At 59.7% G+C, this 18593-nt stretch carries 12 protein-coding genes; 6 read left to right on the top strand and 6 right to left on the bottom strand.

Annotation, left to right across the window (positions count from 1 at the left end):
• Positions 1–6: 6 nt before the first annotated feature.
• The 3 genes from zapE to CQ041_RS00280 form a co-directional block, all read right to left on the bottom strand.
• Complete coding sequence (zapE, locus tag CQ041_RS00290) at positions 7–1101, bottom strand: cell division protein ZapE (protein ID WP_105520917.1); 1095 nt, start codon at positions 1099–1101, stop codon at positions 7–9.
• Between the two features lie 79 nt (positions 1102–1180).
• Positions 1181–2536: a tryptophan--tRNA ligase gene (locus CQ041_RS00285; protein ID WP_105520918.1), complete on the bottom strand. Its 1356-nt coding sequence runs from the start codon at positions 2534–2536 to the stop codon at positions 1181–1183.
• Positions 2537–2560: 24 nt separating this feature from the next.
• On the bottom strand, positions 2561–3190 hold the full coding sequence (locus CQ041_RS00280) for an alpha/beta hydrolase (RefSeq protein WP_105520919.1): 630 nt from the start codon (positions 3188–3190) through the stop codon (positions 2561–2563).
• Positions 3191–3337: 147 nt separating this feature from the next.
• On the opposite strand from CQ041_RS00280, the gene CQ041_RS00275 reads away from it, so the two are divergent.
• The gene (locus CQ041_RS00275; protein ID WP_032886236.1) at positions 3338–3775 is read left to right on the top strand and encodes a YhcB family protein; all 438 of its coding nucleotides are present in this window, start codon (positions 3338–3340) and stop codon (positions 3773–3775) included.
• Positions 3776–3957: 182 nt separating this feature from the next.
• Here CQ041_RS00275 and CQ041_RS00270 read toward each other — a convergent pair whose 3' ends face one another.
• Positions 3958–5682 carry an ABC transporter ATP-binding protein/permease gene (locus tag CQ041_RS00270; protein ID WP_105520920.1) on the bottom strand — a complete coding sequence of 575 codons (1725 nt, stop codon included), beginning with the start codon at positions 5680–5682 and terminating at the stop codon, positions 3958–3960.
• Positions 5683–5867: 185 nt separating this feature from the next.
• On the opposite strand from CQ041_RS00270, the gene CQ041_RS00265 reads away from it, so the two are divergent.
• Positions 5868–8564: a dermonecrotic toxin domain-containing protein gene (locus CQ041_RS00265; protein WP_122557854.1), complete on the top strand. Its 2697-nt coding sequence runs from the start codon at positions 5868–5870 to the stop codon at positions 8562–8564.
• A 56-nt stretch (positions 8565–8620) separates the two neighbouring features.
• On the opposite strand, the gene CQ041_RS00260 is transcribed toward CQ041_RS00265, so the two are convergent.
• A complete protein-coding gene (locus tag CQ041_RS00260) occupies positions 8621–9181 on the bottom strand; it encodes a response regulator transcription factor (RefSeq protein ID WP_105520922.1) in 561 nt (186 codons plus the stop codon).
• Positions 9174–10436, bottom strand: coding sequence for an ATP-binding protein (locus CQ041_RS00255; RefSeq protein ID WP_105520923.1), 1263 nt, complete (start codon positions 10434–10436; stop codon positions 9174–9176). Before CQ041_RS00255 ends, CQ041_RS00260 begins: the two co-directional genes overlap by 8 nt.
• A 205-nt stretch (positions 10437–10641) precedes the next feature.
• Here CQ041_RS00255 and CQ041_RS00250 point away from each other — a divergent pair, with 205 nt between their 5' ends.
• The 4 genes from CQ041_RS00250 (at position 10642) to CQ041_RS00235 (ending at position 18496) form a co-directional block, all read left to right on the top strand.
• Entirely contained in the window at positions 10642–11352 is a 711-nt protein-coding gene (locus CQ041_RS00250) for an SIMPL domain-containing protein (RefSeq protein ID WP_105520924.1), read from the top strand.
• 195 nt (positions 11353–11547) lie between these two features.
• Entirely contained in the window at positions 11548–14910 is a 3363-nt protein-coding gene (locus CQ041_RS00245; RefSeq protein WP_146116044.1) for a dermonecrotic toxin domain-containing protein, read from the top strand.
• Positions 14911–15007: 97 nt separating this feature from the next.
• Positions 15008–16609, top strand: a complete 1602-nt coding sequence (locus CQ041_RS00240) for an ABC transporter substrate-binding protein (protein ID WP_105520925.1) — start codon at positions 15008–15010, stop codon at positions 16607–16609.
• A gap of 258 nt (positions 16610–16867) precedes the next feature.
• Positions 16868–18496, top strand: a complete 1629-nt coding sequence (locus CQ041_RS00235; protein WP_105520926.1) for an ABC transporter substrate-binding protein — start codon at positions 16868–16870, stop codon at positions 18494–18496.
• The last annotated feature ends 97 nt before the right edge of the window (positions 18497–18593 follow it).

Here is an 18593-nt window from a genome sequence, read left to right as displayed (position 1 = left end):
TTGTTCTTACGGCTTGTGCCCACGCGACAGGAACTCGTGGGACTGCATTTCCAGCAAGCGGCTGAGCGTGCGCTGGAATTCGAAGTTCAAGCGACCGCCGGTGTACAGGTCCTTCAGCTCGACTTCCGCCGAGATGATCAACTTGACGTTGCGGTCGTAGAACTCGTCGACCATGTTGATAAACCGGCGCGCGATGTCGTCGGTGGTCACGCCCATCTGCTCCACGCCGCTGAGGATCACGGCGTGGAAGATCTTGCCCAGCTCGATGTAGTCGTTCTGGCTGCGCGGGCCATCGCACAGGGCGCGGAAGTCGAACCAGGCCACGTCGTCGCACGTGCGCAGGGCGATGATTTCGCGGTTCTCGATCATCAGCTTGTCGTTTTCCACCGCCTGGGTGCATTCCGGCGTGAGCGCGCGGAAGCTCTTTTTCAGGCTTTCATGCGCGGCGTCGTTGAGCGGGAAGTGGAACAGCTCCGCTTGCTCCAGGTGACGCAGGCGGTAGTCGACGCCGCTGTCGACGTTGACGATGTCGGTGTTCTGCTTGATCAGCGCGATGGCCGGCAGGAAGCGCGCGCGTTGCAGGCCGTCCTTGTAGAGGCCATCGGGCACGATGTTCGAGGTGGCGACCAGGGTCACGCCGTTCTTGAACAGCTCTTCCATCAACGTGCCGAGGATCATGGCGTCGGTGATGTCGGAAACGAAGAACTCATCGAAGCAGATCACCCGCGCTTCGTCGGAGAACCGCTTGGCGATGATGGTCAGCGGGTTTTTCTCGCCCGGCAGGGTCTTCATCTCTTCGTGCACGCGCTTCATGAAGCGGTGGAAGTGAGTGCGCACCTTTTCCTTGAATGGCAGCGCTTCGAAGAAAGTGTCCACCAGGTACGTCTTGCCCCGGCCAACGCCACCCCAGAAGTACAGGCCTTTGACCGGCGTGTGGTCTTTCTTGCCAAACAGCTTGCTGAACATCCCAGGCTTGCTTTGCGAAGCCGCGACGAGGTCGTCGTACAGGCGCTGCAAATGACGCACCGCCGTTTCCTGGGCCGCGTCATGGAAGAATTCAGGGCGTTTCAGATCAGCTTGATATCGTTCTAGGGGCGTCATAATTTCGTTAGCAAGGCAACAAAAACGGGCCGTCACTGTAACGACGGCCCTGATTAATGGCAATCAACCCTTGGTCGGGTCAATCTTCGATTGGTGTCAATGCGATGCGCAGGGCAGCGATGGCGGCGTCGCGGGAAGCGGCGTCGGCGAACTCGGCGCTGTCGGCCACGGCATTGCCATCCAGCCATACGCTGAAGCCCAGGGCTTCGCTGCGCACGTCCAGCGCGTCACCGTTCTGCAGTTGCTTGGTCACCGCGCCAGCGGCCTTGCCGTCGGCGAAGTTGCGCGACAACAGCAGTTGCTCGCCATCGGCGGCCAGCAAACGGAAGCGGAAGCTGCCGTCGTCTTCGCGGAAACTCACGAAGCGTGCGGCCTTTGCGGCTTTTTTCTTGGTGGCGACCGGTGCGGCAGCCTGCTCGACGAACGAACGCAGGCCCACCGCCTCACGCAACTCGGCGAGGAATGGCGCGGCCACGGCGCGGGCCTTCTTGGCACCGATCAGCAGCAGGTCTTCCATGTCCGACGGACGTGACATCAGTTGATGGTACCGCTCACGGGCCTCGCCCAACTGACCGTCCAGCAACTGGAACAGGCGGCTCTTCGCCTCGCCCCAGCCCAGGCCTTGCAGCAGCTCGGCGCGGAATTCTTGTTCCTGGGCCTTGCTGGCAAACGCCTGGTACAGGGTGAACAGGTGCGAGTTGTCCGGGTCCTTGGCTTCGCCCGGCGCGCGGGAATCGGTGACGATCCGCGAGATCGCGTCCTTCATGTCCTTGGCGCTGGTGAACAACGGGATGGTGTTGTCGTAGCTCTTGGACATCTTGCGGCCGTCCAGGCCCGGCAAGGTGGCGACGCTTTCTTCGATCAGCGCCTCGGGCATGGTGAAGAATTCTTTACCGTTGCCGAACAGGTGGTTGAAGCGCTGGCCGATGTCGCGGGCCATTTCCACGTGCTGGATCTGGTCGCGACCGACCGGCACTTTGTGCGCGTTGAACATCAGGATGTCCGCCGCCATCAGCACCGGGTAGCTATAGAGGCCCATGGTGATGCCCGCATCCGGGTCTTCGCCGGCTTCCACGTTCTTGTCCACCGAGGCCTTGTACGCATGGGCGCGGTTGAGCAGGCCCTTGGCGGCAACGCAGGTGAGCAGCCAGGTCAGCTCGGGGATTTCCGGGATATCGGACTGACGGTAGAAAGTCACCCGGTTCACATCCAGGCCACCGGCCAGCCAGGTCGCGGCGATTTCCATGCGCGAGCGCTGGATGCGCTGCGGGTCATCGCACTTGATCAGGGCGTGGTAGTCGGCCAGGAAGTAGAAGGAGTCGGCATTGGCGTCCTGGCTGGCGAGGATCGCCGGGCGGATCGCACCGGCGTAGTTGCCCAGGTGCGGCGTGCCGGTGGTGGTGATGCCGGTGAGGATACGGGTACGAGTCGTCATGGGTAATCGCTTATCAGACTGCTATCAATTCGAGAGGCGCGGCAGCACCAGATCCTTGAGATCGGTGAGCTTGCCATGAAAAAAGTGCCCGCATTCTGCCACTTTCAACAGCTCATGGGGGCGATTCAGGGCGGCGGACCAGTCGTAGACGGTCTGTGGGTCGACCACTTCGTCAGTTTCCGGCTGGATCAGGGTCAGCGGGCAGCCGGTCGGCAGCACGTCGCAGTCACGCAGGCGCATCACCGCAGCGGCAACCATGAACAGGTGCGCGAGTTTTTCGCCCTTGGCCTCAAGACGGCCACCGAGGCTGGCCGCGACATAACCGCCAAAGGAGAAACCCAGCAAGGTGATCGGCAGATCCGGGTGCTTTTCCCGCAGCCAGGTGGCCGCTGCTTCGGCATCGTCCACTTCGCCAGTGCTCATGTCGTGGGTACCGGCACTCGCGCCGACGCCCCGGTAATTGAAACGCAAAGTAATCAAACCGGCATCGCGGGCGGTGCGTTGCAGGGTCGAAACGACTTTATTGAGCATGGTCCCACCCTGCACCGGGTTGGGGTGGCAGATCAGCGCCAGGCCCCGTGGCTCGGGGTGATCCAGGTACAGCGCTTCCAATTGGCCTACCGGGCCATCGATCAAAACGGGGGTTTCACGCATGAGCAAGGAATGAACTCCGTGACCTCTCAATGGGTCGACTCGTCTAGCTAAAAGTCTGTGCATGGCATCATTGCGAGCTTAATCGCGGTATACAGCGCAGGTTTGAGCCGTTAACGTAAAGCAAAGCCGTTTATAGAGGAAGGACTCGTGGAACACTCGCTCTTAGTTTGGTTGTTGCCGACTCTTGCCCTGGTTGCCGGTGTCGCCATTGGTTTCCTGGTTGCCCGCCTGTTGCCGAATGCCGCGCCTAACCGCACGCAGCGTCAACTGGATGACATTCAGGAACGTTTTGACAGTTATCAGAACGAGGTGGTTACCCACTTCAACAGCACCGCGAACCTGGTCAAGAAGCTCACCCAGAGCTACCAGGAAGTACAGGATCACCTCGCCGACGGCGCTAACCGCCTGGCCCTCGACGATATCACCCGTCAGCGCCTGCTGGCTGCGTTGCATTCCGATGCACCGCAAACACCCCGCGAGCGCCTGACCCCACCGCGGGAAAACCAGGAACCACCACGGGACTACGCGCCAAAGACGCCGAACGCCCCAGGCATGCTGGATGAGCATTACGGTTTGAAGAAGTAAGTTTTCTTCAAGCACTGAAAAGCCCGGCTGATCGATGATCAGCCGGGCTTTTTGTTGGGCCCTTTGCCTTTCAAACAACACCGCTCAAAAGTGGGAGCTGGCTTGCCTGCGATAGCGGTGTGCCAGTTGATACGCCTGCTACTGACATACCAGCCCGGCTCCCACATTGAATGAGTACAACCTCAGGCCGGTTGCTGTTCTTGCAACATCCCACCCTCGATCCGCACATATCGACCATGAAAACGCTTGAGGCTGCTGCGATGGCCGACGCTGACGATGCTCAGCCCCGGCAATTCATCGATCAACGCCTGATACAACGTCGCCTCGTCCTCTTCGTCCATCGCTGAAGTGGCCTCGTCCATGTACAGCCATTGCGGCGCGAACAACAACGCACGGGCAAACGCCAGGCGCTGTTGCTCGCCCGGTGAGAGCATGCGCTGCCAGTGATTGGCTTCGTCCAGCCGCGCAACCAGGTGCGGCAGGCGACAGGTTTCCAGCACCTGTGCATAACGTTCGGCCGTATAGACGGTGTCGTCCTGTGGATAACTCAACGCGGCCTTCAACGTACCGATCGGCAGGTAGGGTTTCTGCGGCAGGAACAGGTAGCGCGCCGTCGGCAGGCGAATGCTGCCATGCCCCGCAGGCCACAGGTGGCCCATGGCCCGCAGCAAGGTGCTTTTACCGCTGCCGGAACGACCGCTGAGCATCACACGCTGGCCGGGCTCCACCTGCATATCGGCATTGGTGAGCAGGTGGCGGCCATCAGCCAGGTCCATGCCCAGGCCTTGTACCACCAGGCGTTCGCCCTCAGCGCGCACATCAATGGCTGGCGGGCGTTGCTCGTTGTCGCTCATGGCTTGCTGGAAACTCAACAGACGATCACTGGTGGCGCGCCACGACGCCAACTCCGAATACGCGTCGATAAACCAGCTGAAGTTCTCCTGCACATTGCCGAACGCCGAATTGATTTGCATCAGTTCGCCCAGTTCGATCTTGCCCGTGAAGTAACGCGGCGCAGCGACGATAAACGGGAAGATGATCGCAATCTGGCTGTAACCGGCGGTGAAAAAAGTCAGCCGCTTGGACACTTTCATGATGTCCCAGAAGTTGTGCCACACCCTGCCAAAGCGCGCACTCAGGCGCTGGTTCTCGTTCGGCTCGCCGTTGTAGAGCGCGATGCTCTCGGCGTTCTCGCGCACGCGCACCATGGAGAAACGCAAGTCGGCTTCGAAACGTTGTTGCTGGTTGCTCAGGCCAATCAAGCGTCGCCCGATCAGATGCGTGAGCCAACTGCCCACCAGTGCGTACAGCAGCGCGCACCAGAACATGTAGCCGGGGACGGTGACGCCGTACACCTCGATACTGCCCGACACGCCCCACAGGATGATCGAGAACGACACCAGGCTAACCACGTTGCGCAGCAGCCCCAGGCCCAGGCTCAAGGTGCTGGAGGTAAAGTTGTTGAGGTCTTCGGAAATCCGCTGGTCCGGGTTATCGGTATAGCCGCCCTGCTCCATCTGGTAATAGTTCTTGTGGGCGAGCCAGCGGGCGATGTGTTTCTCGGTGAGCCAGGCACGCCAGCGAATGGTCAGCATCTGGGTCAGGTACAGGCGATACACCGCGCCCAGGATCGCAACGGCGGCGATCCCGCCGAAATAGCCGATCAACTGCCAGAAGGCGGCGGTGTCCTTCTTTTCCAGAGCGTTGTAGAAGTCCTTGTACCAATGGTTGATCCACACCGAGATCGCCACGCTGAACAGTGACAAGCCCACGACCGCCGCCAGCAGCAGCCACGCCTTGCCCCTCTCTTCACTGCGCCAGTAAGGCGTGATCATCGCCCAGGTTCGGCGCAAAAATTGCCCACGCACCGCATCGTTCACGGCGCCGTACTCAGCGTTCTGGTTCATGGTTTGGCTCGACGCAGGAGTGTGAGCCGATCTTAAAGGAAGGTCTCAGCGCACTTGGGCACTCGATGCCATTCGTTCAGCGTCCATTCAGTGTTCGTTTGACACACATCGGCTGGAAACCGGCAAGCGCCAACATCCCACTCACTCATGGCACATCACAGCGCCTGTTGAGAGAGAAAACTGACATGAACACGTCCACGTCGACACAGTTTGTCCGCTTGCCGCCATTGCCCTTCCAACCGGGCGCACCTGCCGCGCGGGAGCAAACCCTTGACGACGCCAGGCAGCCGCCCGCCTCACCTGGCCGCGCCACAGAGGTGTATGAAACCGTCGACGCAGCCCGCAGCAGCCCGAGCGTTGAACGTCTGATCAAAAACGCCAGCCAAGCCATCCTGACGCCCGCACAGAACACCGCGCAGATCATTACCAAGACGCTGCGCAAGCAGTTCCATCTGAACGTGGACCCTGACCGAACTTACATCGTGACCACCGACTACGACGCCACCCAGCCGGCCCCTTCAAACGGCAAGGTCCTCAATCAGATCAGCCTGACCGCCGCCGCGCTGACCAACGAACGCCGGATGAACAGGAATGACGAATCGCCAACCGGGAGGGCGCAACTGCACCCGACGATATCCAGGATGCTGGATTTTATGGGGCTCCTTCCAGCCGGGCAGCTGATGCAACTGGGTCGCACACTCGATGAGCTGGTGAACCCGCCGCATGAATACATCGTTCGAGGGTCCAGCACTTCGAAGGATGCAATCCCAGACCTCGCATCAAGGGTGTCGCTCACCCCGCAGCAGTTCCGGGATCTTGTGTGGGAGACCGAGCTGGTGACACCGTTCAAAACCTACCTGAACCAATTCTGGACAAGCCATGAGAAGCCCTATGAGCTGCTCAGCAGAATAGCGCTGGTGCAAGCGGCCCATTCACAGCAAAAGGACGGTAGCCTGAGTGACGAGGAGGCCCGCCTGGTCATGCGCGCAGCGGGCCTCAGGCCCGGTAAACCATGGCTTGAGACCAGCGTCGAACACCTCGAAGCCCGATACGCCAAGGACCCTGACGTCGACGTCGGGCTGCTGTCGATCAATGGCGACGCCTCCACCGACTTGCTGTACATCGTCGACAAAAAGACCCGTCTTGACCGCGATGGCAAAGCGATTAAAACCACCCTGCTGCATATCCCGGGCAACTCGTCGCCGATCCACCGGTTCGACAGCCCAGAAGCCATGAAAACCTGGCTGGCAGACCAGGCGGCCGACCCGGTCAAGCGGGCGGCGCTGGCGAGCCACTTCAGCAAAAACGCCCAGGATGACAAGGTGCTGTCTGATGGCGTGAAGCAATCCCTTGAAGGGCTCGGGGGCTGGACGCACGCACAGAAACCCAATGCCCTGGGTTTCACCGGCCTCAGTGACTGGGACCCGCAGCGCTACATCACCCTGGAACCGGTGAAGGGCGATCCGTTCAAGGCCATGACCCAGCGCCAGAAAGAACGAAGCTACGCGGACGCCGATCACGACATCACCACCGATGCCGATGTGGTCAAGAACATCGCAGTGAAACTGGCGGAGGCCGCGACCGCCACTGCCTTGCTTCTGACCCCGTTGGCGTTCGTCATGCCGGAAGTAGGCCTGGCACTGGATGTACTTTACGCAGGTGCAAGCGTTGCTCAGGTTGGCGTGGGTATCGACGACCTGGCCCACGGCAAATCACGCGGCACAGACCGCATCGTATTTGGCGTACTCAACGCGGTGCCGGGTATCGCTGGCGCCGCTTCCAGGGTGAGCAAGGGCGCGCAATCGATTGAAACCGCGGTGGCCACGGAGACTGTCGAAGAAGACCCCGTCACGCCAGGCGAGGACGTGACGCCGCAATTACTTGGCACCACCGTCAACCGCTTGCGTCCCCAGGAAACCGGCATCATCAGCGCCCATGCCGTGGAGGGCGGCGAAACGCTCATCGAGCGCGCCACGAAAAACGCCAGCAATATCTACCAGGCCACTGACACCGAGGGCCTGGACCACTGGTACATTCGCCATACGGATCGTTCAGCGAAAGAACGGGTGTATGAAATCAAAAACACGTTCAAACTCAGCGATCAGTACGTCGAGATTATTGACCCGGCCTCCAGAAAACCGGTCATGACGGTGCATCTCGACAACGAGGGAAAATGGGTACAACTCGAAAAAAGCGCAGGCATCACCTTCCCGTGGAGCCAGGATAAATCCTCGCCAAAAGCTCAGCTCGCCCAAGACATCAGCCAGATCAACACAGACAGAAACGCACTGAGTGACACCGAGCGCAACCACGAGTTGGACAAGTTGACCCGCTTGGTGCTGCAGTCCAAAGCGGAAGACTATGAAAGCCTGAATGAGTACACCGAGGCCGGTTCAGGCGAAATAAACCACGTCCTTCGCACCGAGGTCGACTCGAACACGTATCCATCAAACGTGAGCGAATTCCTGTCCGACCTGGATGAACAAGCCAATTACAACGGCAAGGCCTACCGGTATGCCTTCGTTACTCCAGAAGGCGCCGATAAACTTAAAAACGGTGTTGGAAAAGTATTCAGGGACAGCGGCGTTCAATCGGCGTCGACTCAGGCCTTCAACGCCAAGGGCTGGGAAACCTGGGCGAAAGGTGCGCTGCCCGCGAAGGACCGGCAACCGGTGATTTACATCTTCGATGAATCGATCACGAAGAAGAACCTGTCCAGCAGCACCCTCCCCGACCACGTCGCGGTCATGCCGGAGGCCTCGCTCGAAGTCAGCGCTGCGAAGGTCAAGGACGGTATCTTGTATGTCTCCTTCAAGTCACCCGCCAAACTGCCGGATCAGCGCTACGATCTGTTCGACGGGCGTGTGGCCTTTCCTTATTGAGTCGCCAACTGCCGAAAAAAAGCCCGGTAACCCGGGCTTTTTCAATCCAGCGTTGTTCAGCGGCGCACCGGACGCTTCTGCAGTTTGCGTTGCAAGGTACGGCGGTGCATGCCCAGGGCGCGGGCGGTGGCGGAGATGTTGCCTTCATGCTCGGTGAGCACGCGCTGGATGTGCTCCCACTGCAGGCGGTCCACCGACATCGGGTTTTCCGGCACCAGGGTGTCGAGGTCGGCGTGCTCGGAGAGCAAGGCGGCCAGCACATCGTCGGCGTCCGCCGGCTTGCACAGGTAGTTGCAGGCGCCGCGCTTGATCGCCTCGACCGCAGTAGCAATGCTGGAATAACCGGTGAGGATCACCACGCGCATTTCCGGGTCGAGTTCCAGCAGCTTGGGCAGCAGCACCAGGCCGGAGTCGCCGTCCATTTTCAGGTCGAGCGCGGCGAAGTCCGGCAAGTCGGCCTGGGCAATCGCAAAGCCCTCTTCAGCCGAACCTGCGGTGCTGACGCGGAAACCGCGACGGCTCATGGCGCGCGCCATCACGCGGGTGAAGGTGGCGTCGTCATCTACCAGCAGCAGGTGCGGCAGTTCTTCGCCTTCGACTTGGATCTCGTCAGTCATCGATATCTCCTCGTGCGACACGGGGCAGGCGCAGCTCGGTGAGCGTGCCGCCTTCCTCATGACTATAGAGCTTCACTGAGCCGCCCGCGCGGGTCACGCTGGCCTTGCTCAAAAACAGGCCGAGGCCGAAGCCTTTGCCCTTGGTGGTAAAGAACGGTTTGCCGATCTGCTCGGCGATGGCCAGCGGCACGCCCGCGCCATGGTCACGAATACTGATGGTGACGTCTTCTGCATCCCAGTCCAACTGCACGCCGAGCCCTTCTGGGCAGGCGTCGGCGGCATTGTTCAGCAGGTTGAGCAGCGCCTGGGTCAGGTCCGGCGGCGGCGCCATGCGCGGCACCGTGCCCTGGCCCAGCAGGTTGAAGCGGTAACTGGCTTCCGGGCGCATCAGGTGCCAGCGGTTCAGGGCGTCGTCGAGCCATTGGGTCACGTCCTGCATCTCCACCGCCAGGCGGCGATTGGCTTCGGCGGCGCGCACCAGTTGCTGCAGGGTCTGCTTGCACTGCTTGACCTGTTCACGCAGCACACCCAAGTCTTCCTGCAACGTCGGGTCCTTGTGGTCCTGGGTCATTTCGTTGAGCAACACACTCATGGTGGCCAGGGGCGTACCCAGTTCATGGGCGGCGCCGGCTGCCTGGGTAGCAACGGCCAGCAACTGCTGGTCGCGCAGGCCCTCTTCACGACGAATGGCGCGCAGCTCTTCCTGGCGGCGCAGTTCTTCGGCCATCCGCGCGGCAAAGAAGGTGATGACTGCAGCGGACAGCGCAAAGCTCAGCCACATGCCGTAGATCTGCAGGTTTTCCCGGGCGATGGGGAATGTTTGCAGTGGATAAAAGCGCGCCAGCAATAAGGTGTAAAGGGTCAGCGCAATGCCCGACAGCACCACCGAGTAGCGCCACGGCAACGTCACGGCGGCGATGGTCAGTGGCACCAGGTAGTACGAAACAAACGGGTTGGTGGAACCACCGGAGAAATACAGCAACACACTGTGGATAAACAGGTCGCAGGCCAGTTGCAGGGCGTATTCCAGCTCGGTTACCGGCCACGTGGTGCGTAGGCGGATCGCGGTGAACGCGCACAGTACCGTTGAGAAACCCAGGGTCACGCCCAGTTGCAGCCACGGCAGCGGCAGCAGGTCGAACCAATAGGCAAGCCCCACCGAGCCAGCCTGCGCGGCCAGAACCAGGGTACGGATGAACGTCAGGCGCCAGAGGTTCTGGCGGGTGGCGGAAGTCAGTTTTACGGCGGCGAGCATGAGCTCTCCCGATGAGCGCTGCAGGCGGATCGGCACGAGTATAAACGATGCCGGCCCGCTGGCACGGCGCGTGTGGCTCTTTGCCGCAGGCCGAGCCAATGACCGTTCGTCGCCATGCCGACAACTTGTTGTGAATGTGTAAACCCGAAGAACCCGATACCACCGTCTACAGTCATATCGAACACGACTACCTCAAGGAGCTTCCATGTCTCGTTTCACTCGCAGTGCAGCCGTCATCACTCTCAGCGTCGGCACCCTGGTCAGCCTGCCTGCACTGGCCGCTGACGCACTGAACTACAACCAGATTTCCCTGCGCGCCGAGGTCAGCCAGGAGGTTGCCCGCGACAAAATGATCGTGACCCTTTACACCGAATCCCAGAATGCCGACCCGGCCAAGCTCGCGGCCGAAATCACCACCACCATGAACAAGGCCCTGGGCCAGGCCCGTGAAGTCAAAGGCGTGACCCTGCGCCAGGGCAGCCGCAACAGCTACCCGATCTACGACAACAAGAACCAGAAGATCACCGGCTGGCGTGAACGCGCCGAAGTGCGCCTGGAAAGCGCGGACTTCCCGGCGCTGTCCAAACTCACCGGCGAACTGCTGAATACCCTGAAGATGGACAGCATGGACTTCGCCATTGCCGACGCCACCCGCAAGTCCAGCGAAGACGCGCTGCTCAAGGACGCCGTCGCGGCCTTCAAGGCTCGCGCCCAACTGGCCACCGATGCACTGGGCGGCAAGGGCTACAAGATCGTCAACCTGAACTTCAATACCAACGGCTACCCGCAACCCTACGCCCGTGGCGGCATGATGATGAAAGCCGCCATGGCCGATTCAGCACCGACACCGGAAGTGGAAGCCGGGACCAGCCAGGTCAACATGAGCGCCGACGGGGTGATTGAAGTCTTGCAATAACCACCGCTCCCGCTGATAGAAAAGGCGCTCTCTTCATAGGATTGCGCCTTTTTTCATACAGAACTTTTACCCATCGCCTTCCAGATCTCGCGGCCTATTCGCCGGAATCATTCACCCGGTTTTCGCGACCCAAACAATGCCGCAGCCACAGGGAGTGCTGCCTGGGCATTCGTTTACCTCACGAGAACCGACATCATGCATACCGCTCCCGTTCACGCTGCGCCTTCTGTGCTCCAACACCAGCGTTTCTCGATCCCATCCCCCACCGTTCAGGCGCCAATCACTCAACCCCGCCCCACGGACTCACCTCACGAAACCGCGCTGCTCCATGCCTACCTTGAAGCCGTGCAACGCAAAGTGCTGCACAACAACGCCGGCCTCATAAAAGTCCCACCCGAGAGCACATTGGGCCAATGGCTTGGACTGTACCGGGCCTTCGTTGAGCACCCTGTGGTACAGGGCTGGTTGCGCGAGCAGAAAATCGATGCGTCGGCCCTGCTTTCCATCGACCCATTCAAAGGCACGTTGTCCGCCGAGGCAGACGGTAAAACAAAAACCTTCCACCTTTCGGACACATCGGGCTGGGCGCAGGTGTCAGGCCCCCTGCTGGCCGCGGCAAAGGTGATCGCCCCCGAAGACAAAGGCCCACTGCGTGTGCGATTCGGTGAGGGTTTCACACAGGTCAGCGCAAAGGACGTCGCGAATTTCCAGGGCATACCGCTTCCTTCGCGTCGCGCCCAGGCCAATGAGCAAATCAGGCACCTGGAGCAGCAGAAAGCCTTCGACCCTATCGCGGCGGACGATCGTACGCGCCCAGCCAGTAGCCGTTCAGCGCAGGCCTTGGCCGTGCACCAACAGAATGCAGCCAAGTTCTATGGCAGCGCGCCTCAAGCGTTGGAGTACAAGCGCCTGGCCGTCGGTGTTGCCACTCACCTGCCCAACACGCGGGCAGAAGCGAAGAAGTGGGCGGAGGCAATGATTTTCAAGTTGACCGGCAAACAGGTCGACGCGGACACCCTCTATTTCAATCGCTTCGACAACTACAACACCCCCCTGTATGGAGCCACCGCCTCGGGCACCGAGCATCTCGACGATGAGCCAAAATCGTCCTTGCGCCTGCCCGATGCGCTGCTGAAAAACTTCTCCGCACATGACGGAATTCCAGGTGAACTGGATACTCACTCCGGCCTGTATACCGTTGGCTACGGCGCCGGTGCTAAAGGAGGCTATGGTGCCCGCAACGAATTCCCGCTGGCCCCGTCCAAGCTCATGCACGAGAGCTGGAAAACCGATTTCCAGGGCCAGATGGACAAGAAAATCGAGAGTTTCTGGCGCACTCATACTGAAAACTATGAGGCCGCCATCAAAGGAGAATTCACCTATCAAGCCCGCAAGCAATTGAAGGCGGCCGAGGCCAGGCCCGCGGCAGAACAAGCGGTGCAGCCGCCCGAACTGCGATTTACGCGCGAAGACTACCGACTGATCATGGGCGCCGTGTCCAACCTGCCACTCGACGAAAACGCACCGCTGAGCGTCGAGCAGCTCAGGGCCAAGGCTGCGGTCAATGCAACGGTGCAAGCGCACGCCCTCGACATCCATGGGATCGCGTCCAGCGATATTCTGCGATTCAGTGCGCAGGACGGGCGCCGGCAAGTGCTCTACATACCGGGCGCCGAGCCGGCTTTTCTGAGATTTGATTCTCTGGACACGTTGAACGAGTGGCTCAGCGAACAAGCCAGGAACCCCAAAAAACGCGAGGCCTTGGCGGCTCATTTTCCGCTGGCAGCTCGGCAAGACCACGCACATAAACCTGGCCTGGCTGAAAGCATGCTGGAGGGACTTATCCCCGTTGCCTCCCTTGCGGGAATGGGAAGAAAGACGAAAGGCCTGGACACCTTACTCGACGAAATGGCGAGCGCAAGCTTGAACGCACCGGCTGTCACTGCCGGCCGTTCCAAGATCGAAGGCGATGTGTTTTCCACCCTGGCCTCCGCCACCAAGGCGCGCATGAGCAGCGATGCCGACGTCGTGATCAAATCCAACAGCGAGGTGATCCGGGACACTTGGCTGAACGACATTACCGTGGCTGCGGGATTGCTGGCCAAGCTTGCCCCCATCGCGGCCCCGGTCGCCGCTGCGGCAGTCATCACGGGTTTGACCGAAGTCGCGCTGGGAGAGGAAAAAGCATACTCAGGCGACAATCAGGCTGAGCGCAAAGACGGTGCATCCAAGGCATTTGATGGCCTGTTGAACACGTTGTTTTCCATTGGGGCCAGCGCCCGTCCTGAAGACCCTTTCGCGATCGCGCCCGAGAGCGGATCAACCCCTCTGAAGCCGCGTGTCCAACCCGAACGCCCTGTCATCGAGGAGCCGCAACCGGGGACCTCCCGCGGCAACCGCGTTATCGATGAACCGGCCAAGGCGCCCCTGCCAAGGTCCATTTCACTCATCCCCATGGCGCAATACGCCGTCGCCGACGGTGAGGCATTGATCAAGAATGCCACCCGCGATGCACAGGGGGTTTACCGAATAACGGATAGCACCGGTGCGCCGCGCCAGTTTGTGCGCTTTACCGATGAGACTGGGAAAAGCAACGTATATGAAATCTCGGGCCAATACAGATCGGGCAATCCATGGGCAAAAATCATGAATCCAGAGAATGGCGCAGGATTAATGGTGGTAACGCCTGGACGCAATGGCGAATGGGCCCGCGCCCCGGGCGACGGTGGTGCGTGGTGGAAACGCGCCGCTCCACCCTCGCCGAGCGCCGAGCCCAAAGCGCCACCACGCCTATCGGACGAATTCCTTGAACTCAATGGTTCGAAAATGAAAGGTGCCGATACGCTGGACAACTATTTCAGACTGGATGAAAACCACACCTACACCTACGGGATCACCCTGACAGAACAGGGCGAAACCGTGCCGCAAATTTCCTGGGTATCCGAGGAAAACCCGGAATGGGCAACACAGCCGCCTAAAGCCAACACGCCGGGATTCGGGACGAATGACTACAGCGACCAATTTATCAAAGATCTAAATCGAAGCAGATTGACGATAAAAAAACCTGACGGCAGCCAGTTGGAAATTGACGTCGGCGAAGATATAAAAAATTTCCAAGCGCTTAAAGGCACCCTCGCATCGGAGGAAGAAATCGATGCAATCAAACAGCAAAACATTGAAGCATTGGAGCGGTTCATGCCTGACCCGGCGCTGAGAGCGCGGGTGTCTGAAGTCGCCAACCAATGGCTGCTGGCCCCAATTCCGGAGGAGTTCAGGACACCCCGATTGAAAGAGCCGATGCTCTCCAGCGGCGGCGAGCAGCACTACTACGTCAACTATGATCCGGCCAGCGCGACGACTACCGTCACCGGTGAAACCGACTTCAAACTCTCCCGGCTCAACACGGAGAATGGCGAGCTTGAGCCGCTGACAGACATCACGACCCACACATCAAGAACGGTCACTTTCCGTGCCAGCAATGACATCGACAGCGATGGGTATGTGATGGATAAGTCCGCGCCCATACGCATACAGATCACACCTAAACTGAACGGATAACCGCTGCTCCTCTACCAGGCCTCCCTGAACGGCGGTAACCTCGGTTATCGCCGTTTTTATAGCCAGCTTATAAATGCCTGCCACTTCAGGGGTCTCCATGGAAAGAATTGCCTTAAAACCGCTCCTGCTCGCCGCAGGCCTGTTGGCCTTCATGCCTATGGCCCACGCGGCCAGCACTCTGGTCTACTGCTCTGAAGCCAGCCCTGCCGGTTTCGACCCCAGCCAATACACCAGTGGTACTGATTTCGACGCCTCTGCCGAAACCGTGTTCAACCGCCTGACCCAGTTCAAGCGGGGCGGTACCGAAGTCGAACCGGGCCTGGCGACGAACTGGGAGGTGTCCAATGACGGCCTGGCGTATACCTTTCACCTACGCGATGGGGTGAAGTTTCATACCACGGACTTCTTCACGCCGACCCGCGACTTCAACGCCGACGACGTGCTGTTCACCTTCAATCGATTGCTGGATGCACAAAGTCCGTTCCGCCACGCCTACCCGTCCGAGTCGCCCTACTTCACCGATATGGGCCTCAACACCACGATCAAGCGCGTCGAAAAACTCGACGACCACAGCGTGCGCTTCAACCTCAATAACGTGGACGCCGCCTTCGTGCAGAACCTGGCGATGAGCTTCGCCTCGGTGCAGTCCGCCGAATACGCGGCGCAGTTGATGAAGGAAGGCAAGGCCTCCGACATCAACCAGAAACCGGTCGGCACCGGGCCGTTCGTGTTCAAGCGCTACCAGAAGGACTCGCAGATTCGCTACGTCGCCAACAAGCAGTACTGGAAACCCGAGGACGTGAAGCTCGACAACCTGGTATTCGCCATCACTCCCGACGCCGCCTCGCGCCTGCAAAAGCTCAAGGCCGGTGAGTGCCAGGTCAGCGGCTACCCGCGCCCGGCCGATATCGAGGTGATGCAGCAGGACCCCAACCTGCGCGTGCTGCAACAAGCCGGTTTCAACCTGGGGTTCCTGGCCTACAACGTGACCCATCCACCGCTGGACCAACTCAAGGTGCGCCAGGCCCTGGACATGGCGATCGACAAGCCGGCGATCATCAAGGCCGTGTACCAGAGCGCCGGGCAATTGGCGCAGAACGCCCTGCCTCCGGCGCAGTGGTCTTATGACCCAACCATCAAGGACGCGCCCTACGATCCGACCAAGGCCAAGGCGCTACTAAAAGAAGCAGGGGTTGCACCTGGCACCACTCTCGACCTGTGGGCCATGACCGTACAGCGCGCGTCCAATCCGAACGCGCGCATGTCGGCGCAAATGATCCAGCAGGATTGGGCAAAGATCGGCATCAAGGCCAACATCGTCAGCTATGAGTGGGGTGAATACATCAAGCGCGCCAAGAACGGCGAGCACGACGCAATGATTTACGGCTGGACCGGTGACAACGGCGACCCGGATAACTGGCTCGGCGTGCTCTACAGTTGTGCTGCGGTGAAGGGCAGCAACTACGCCAAGTGGTGTAACCCGGCCTACGACAAATTGGTGCAGCAGGCCAAGGTCAGCAGTGACCGCGAGCAACGCATCAAGTGGTATCAACAGGCGCAAAAAATCCTTAAAGAACAGGTACCTATCACGCCCATTGCGAACTCGACGGTGTTCCAGCCGCTGCGCAAGGAAGTCCAGGATTTCAAAATCAGCCCGTTTGGCCTGACGCCCTTCTACGGCGTGAGTCTAGATAAGTAACAGAGCAGCCCCAACCGAGTGCGCCAGACGCCTCGGTTGAGCTTTTTTGGTGCGCCGTCTGCACCGAAAAAACCCTCCAAACTGTCACAATCATGTCGAAAGTTTCATAATTGCGACATTCTTGTACGCTCGTACCACTGTTTCACCCTCGCAACAGTTCAACATCTTGCAATGGGTATGGCGCCTGCATAAGTATCCGCAGGCCGGCTCACGAGGTCGCCCTCACCACCAAAAATGACAACAAATCATGAGGCCAACATGCTTAAACACGCAGTCCTTCCGTTATTAGTGAGCGCAGGCCTTTTGGCCGCCGCCCCATTCGCCCACGCGGCGACTAACCTGGTGTTCTGCTCCGAAGGGAGCCCGGCCGGTTTTGACCCAGGCCAGTACACCACCGGAACAGACTTCGATGCCTCGGCCGAAACCATGTTCAACCGCCTGACCCAGTTCGAACGCGGCGGCACCGCTGTGATTCCTGGCCTGGCGACAAAATGGGACGTCTCTGAAGACGGCCTGACCTACACCTTCCACCTGCGCGAAGGCGTCAAGTTCCACACCACCCCGTATTTCAAACCGACCCGTGCCTTCAATGCCGATGACGTGCTCTTCACGTTCAACCGCATGATCAACAAGGACGATCCGTTCCGTAAGGCCTACCCCACTGAATTCCCGTACTTCACGGACATGGGGATGGACACCAACATCAAGAAAATCGAGAAAGTCGATGACCATACCGTCAAGTTCACCCTTGGCACCGTGGACGCCGCTTTCATCCAGAACCTGGCAATGAGTTTCGCGTCGGTCCAGTCGGCTGAATACGCCGCCCAGCTGTTGAAAGACGGCAAGCCTGCCGACATCAACCAGAAGCCAATCGGCACTGGCCCGTTCGTGTTCAAGAGCTACCAGAAAGACTCGAACATCCGTTACACCGGCAACAAGGACTACTGGAAACCTGAGGACGTGAAGATCGACAACCTGATCTTCGCCATCACCACTGACCCGTCGGTGCGTATCCAGAAGCTCAAGAAAAACGAATGCCAGATCACGCTGTTCCCACGTCCGGCCGACCTCAAGGCGCTGGAAGCCGACAAGGACCTGAAACTGCCGAACCAAGCCGGTTTCAACCTGGGCTACGTGGCCTACAACGTGATGGACAAGGTCAAGGGCAGCGACCAGCCAAACCCGCTGGCTGACCTGCGCGTGCGCCAGGCGCTGGACATGTCGGTGAACAAGCAGCAGATCATCGACTCCGTATACCAGGGCGCCGGCCAACTGGCGGTCAACGCCATGCCGCCGACCCAGTGGTCCTACGACACCACCATCAAGGACGCCAAGTACGACCCTGAGAAAGCCAAGGCGCTGCTCAAGGAAGCCGGCGTCAAGGAAGGTACCGAGATCGTGCTGTGGGCCATGCCGGTTCAGCGTCCGTACAACCCGAACGCCAAGCTGATGGCCGAAATGCTGCAGAACGACTGGTCCAAGATCGGCTTGAAGGTCAAGATCACCAGCTACGAATGGGGCGAGTACATCAAGCGTTCCAAGGGTGGCGAGAACCAGGCCATGATCATTGGCTGGAGCGGTGACAATGGTGACCCGGACAACTGGCTGAACGTGCTGTTCGGCTGCGACTCGCTGGCGGGCAACAACTTCTCCAAATGGTGTGACAAGAAATTCGACGGCATCGTGAAAGAAGCCAAGGCCACGTCGGACGTCGCCAAACGCACCGAGCTGTACAAGCAGGCGCAACATATCCTTAAAGATGCAGTCCCGATGACACCTATCGCGCACTCGACGGTGTATCAACCCATGCGCAACACCGTGCAGGACTTCAAGATCAGCCCGTTTGGCTTGAACTCCTTCTACGGCGTGAGCGTCAGCGGCAAGTAAGGGCCCGTGACGGCGACGTTTCCTAACGTCGCCGTTATTGCGTCCGCCTGGGCCTTAGGAAACAGACCACATTCGCTATCGATGCTTCCTACAGCAA

The organism is Pseudomonas sp. MYb60, from assembly GCF_002979555.1.
Taxonomy (GTDB): domain Bacteria; phylum Pseudomonadota; class Gammaproteobacteria; order Pseudomonadales; family Pseudomonadaceae; genus Aquipseudomonas.
Note: the sequence above shows the minus strand (reverse complement) of the source record. Positions and strands in the feature narration are given on the sequence as shown.

Excerpts from the sequence above, each read along its gene's own strand:
- zapE (WP_105520917.1), bottom strand. The coding sequence starts at position 1,101 with ATGACGCCCCTAGAACGATATCAAGCTGATCTGAAACGCCCTGAATTC.
- CQ041_RS00285 (WP_105520918.1), bottom strand. The coding sequence starts at position 2,536 with ATGACGACTCGTACCCGTATCCTCACCGGCATCACCACCACCGGCACG.
- CQ041_RS00280 (WP_105520919.1), bottom strand. The coding sequence starts at position 3,190 with ATGCGTGAAACCCCCGTTTTGATCGATGGCCCGGTAGGCCAATTGGAA.
- CQ041_RS00270 (WP_105520920.1), bottom strand. The coding sequence starts at position 5,682 with ATGAACCAGAACGCTGAGTACGGCGCCGTGAACGATGCGGTGCGTGGG.
- CQ041_RS00265 (WP_122557854.1), top strand. The coding sequence starts at position 5,868 with ATGAACACGTCCACGTCGACACAGTTTGTCCGCTTGCCGCCATTGCCC.
- CQ041_RS00260 (WP_105520922.1), bottom strand. The coding sequence starts at position 9,181 with ATGACTGACGAGATCCAAGTCGAAGGCGAAGAACTGCCGCACCTGCTG.
- CQ041_RS00255 (WP_105520923.1), bottom strand. The coding sequence starts at position 10,436 with ATGCTCGCCGCCGTAAAACTGACTTCCGCCACCCGCCAGAACCTCTGG.
- CQ041_RS00250 (WP_105520924.1), top strand. The coding sequence starts at position 10,642 with ATGTCTCGTTTCACTCGCAGTGCAGCCGTCATCACTCTCAGCGTCGGC.
- CQ041_RS00245 (WP_146116044.1), top strand. The coding sequence starts at position 11,548 with ATGCATACCGCTCCCGTTCACGCTGCGCCTTCTGTGCTCCAACACCAG.
- CQ041_RS00240 (WP_105520925.1), top strand. The coding sequence starts at position 15,008 with ATGGAAAGAATTGCCTTAAAACCGCTCCTGCTCGCCGCAGGCCTGTTG.
- CQ041_RS00235 (WP_105520926.1), top strand. The coding sequence starts at position 16,868 with ATGCTTAAACACGCAGTCCTTCCGTTATTAGTGAGCGCAGGCCTTTTG.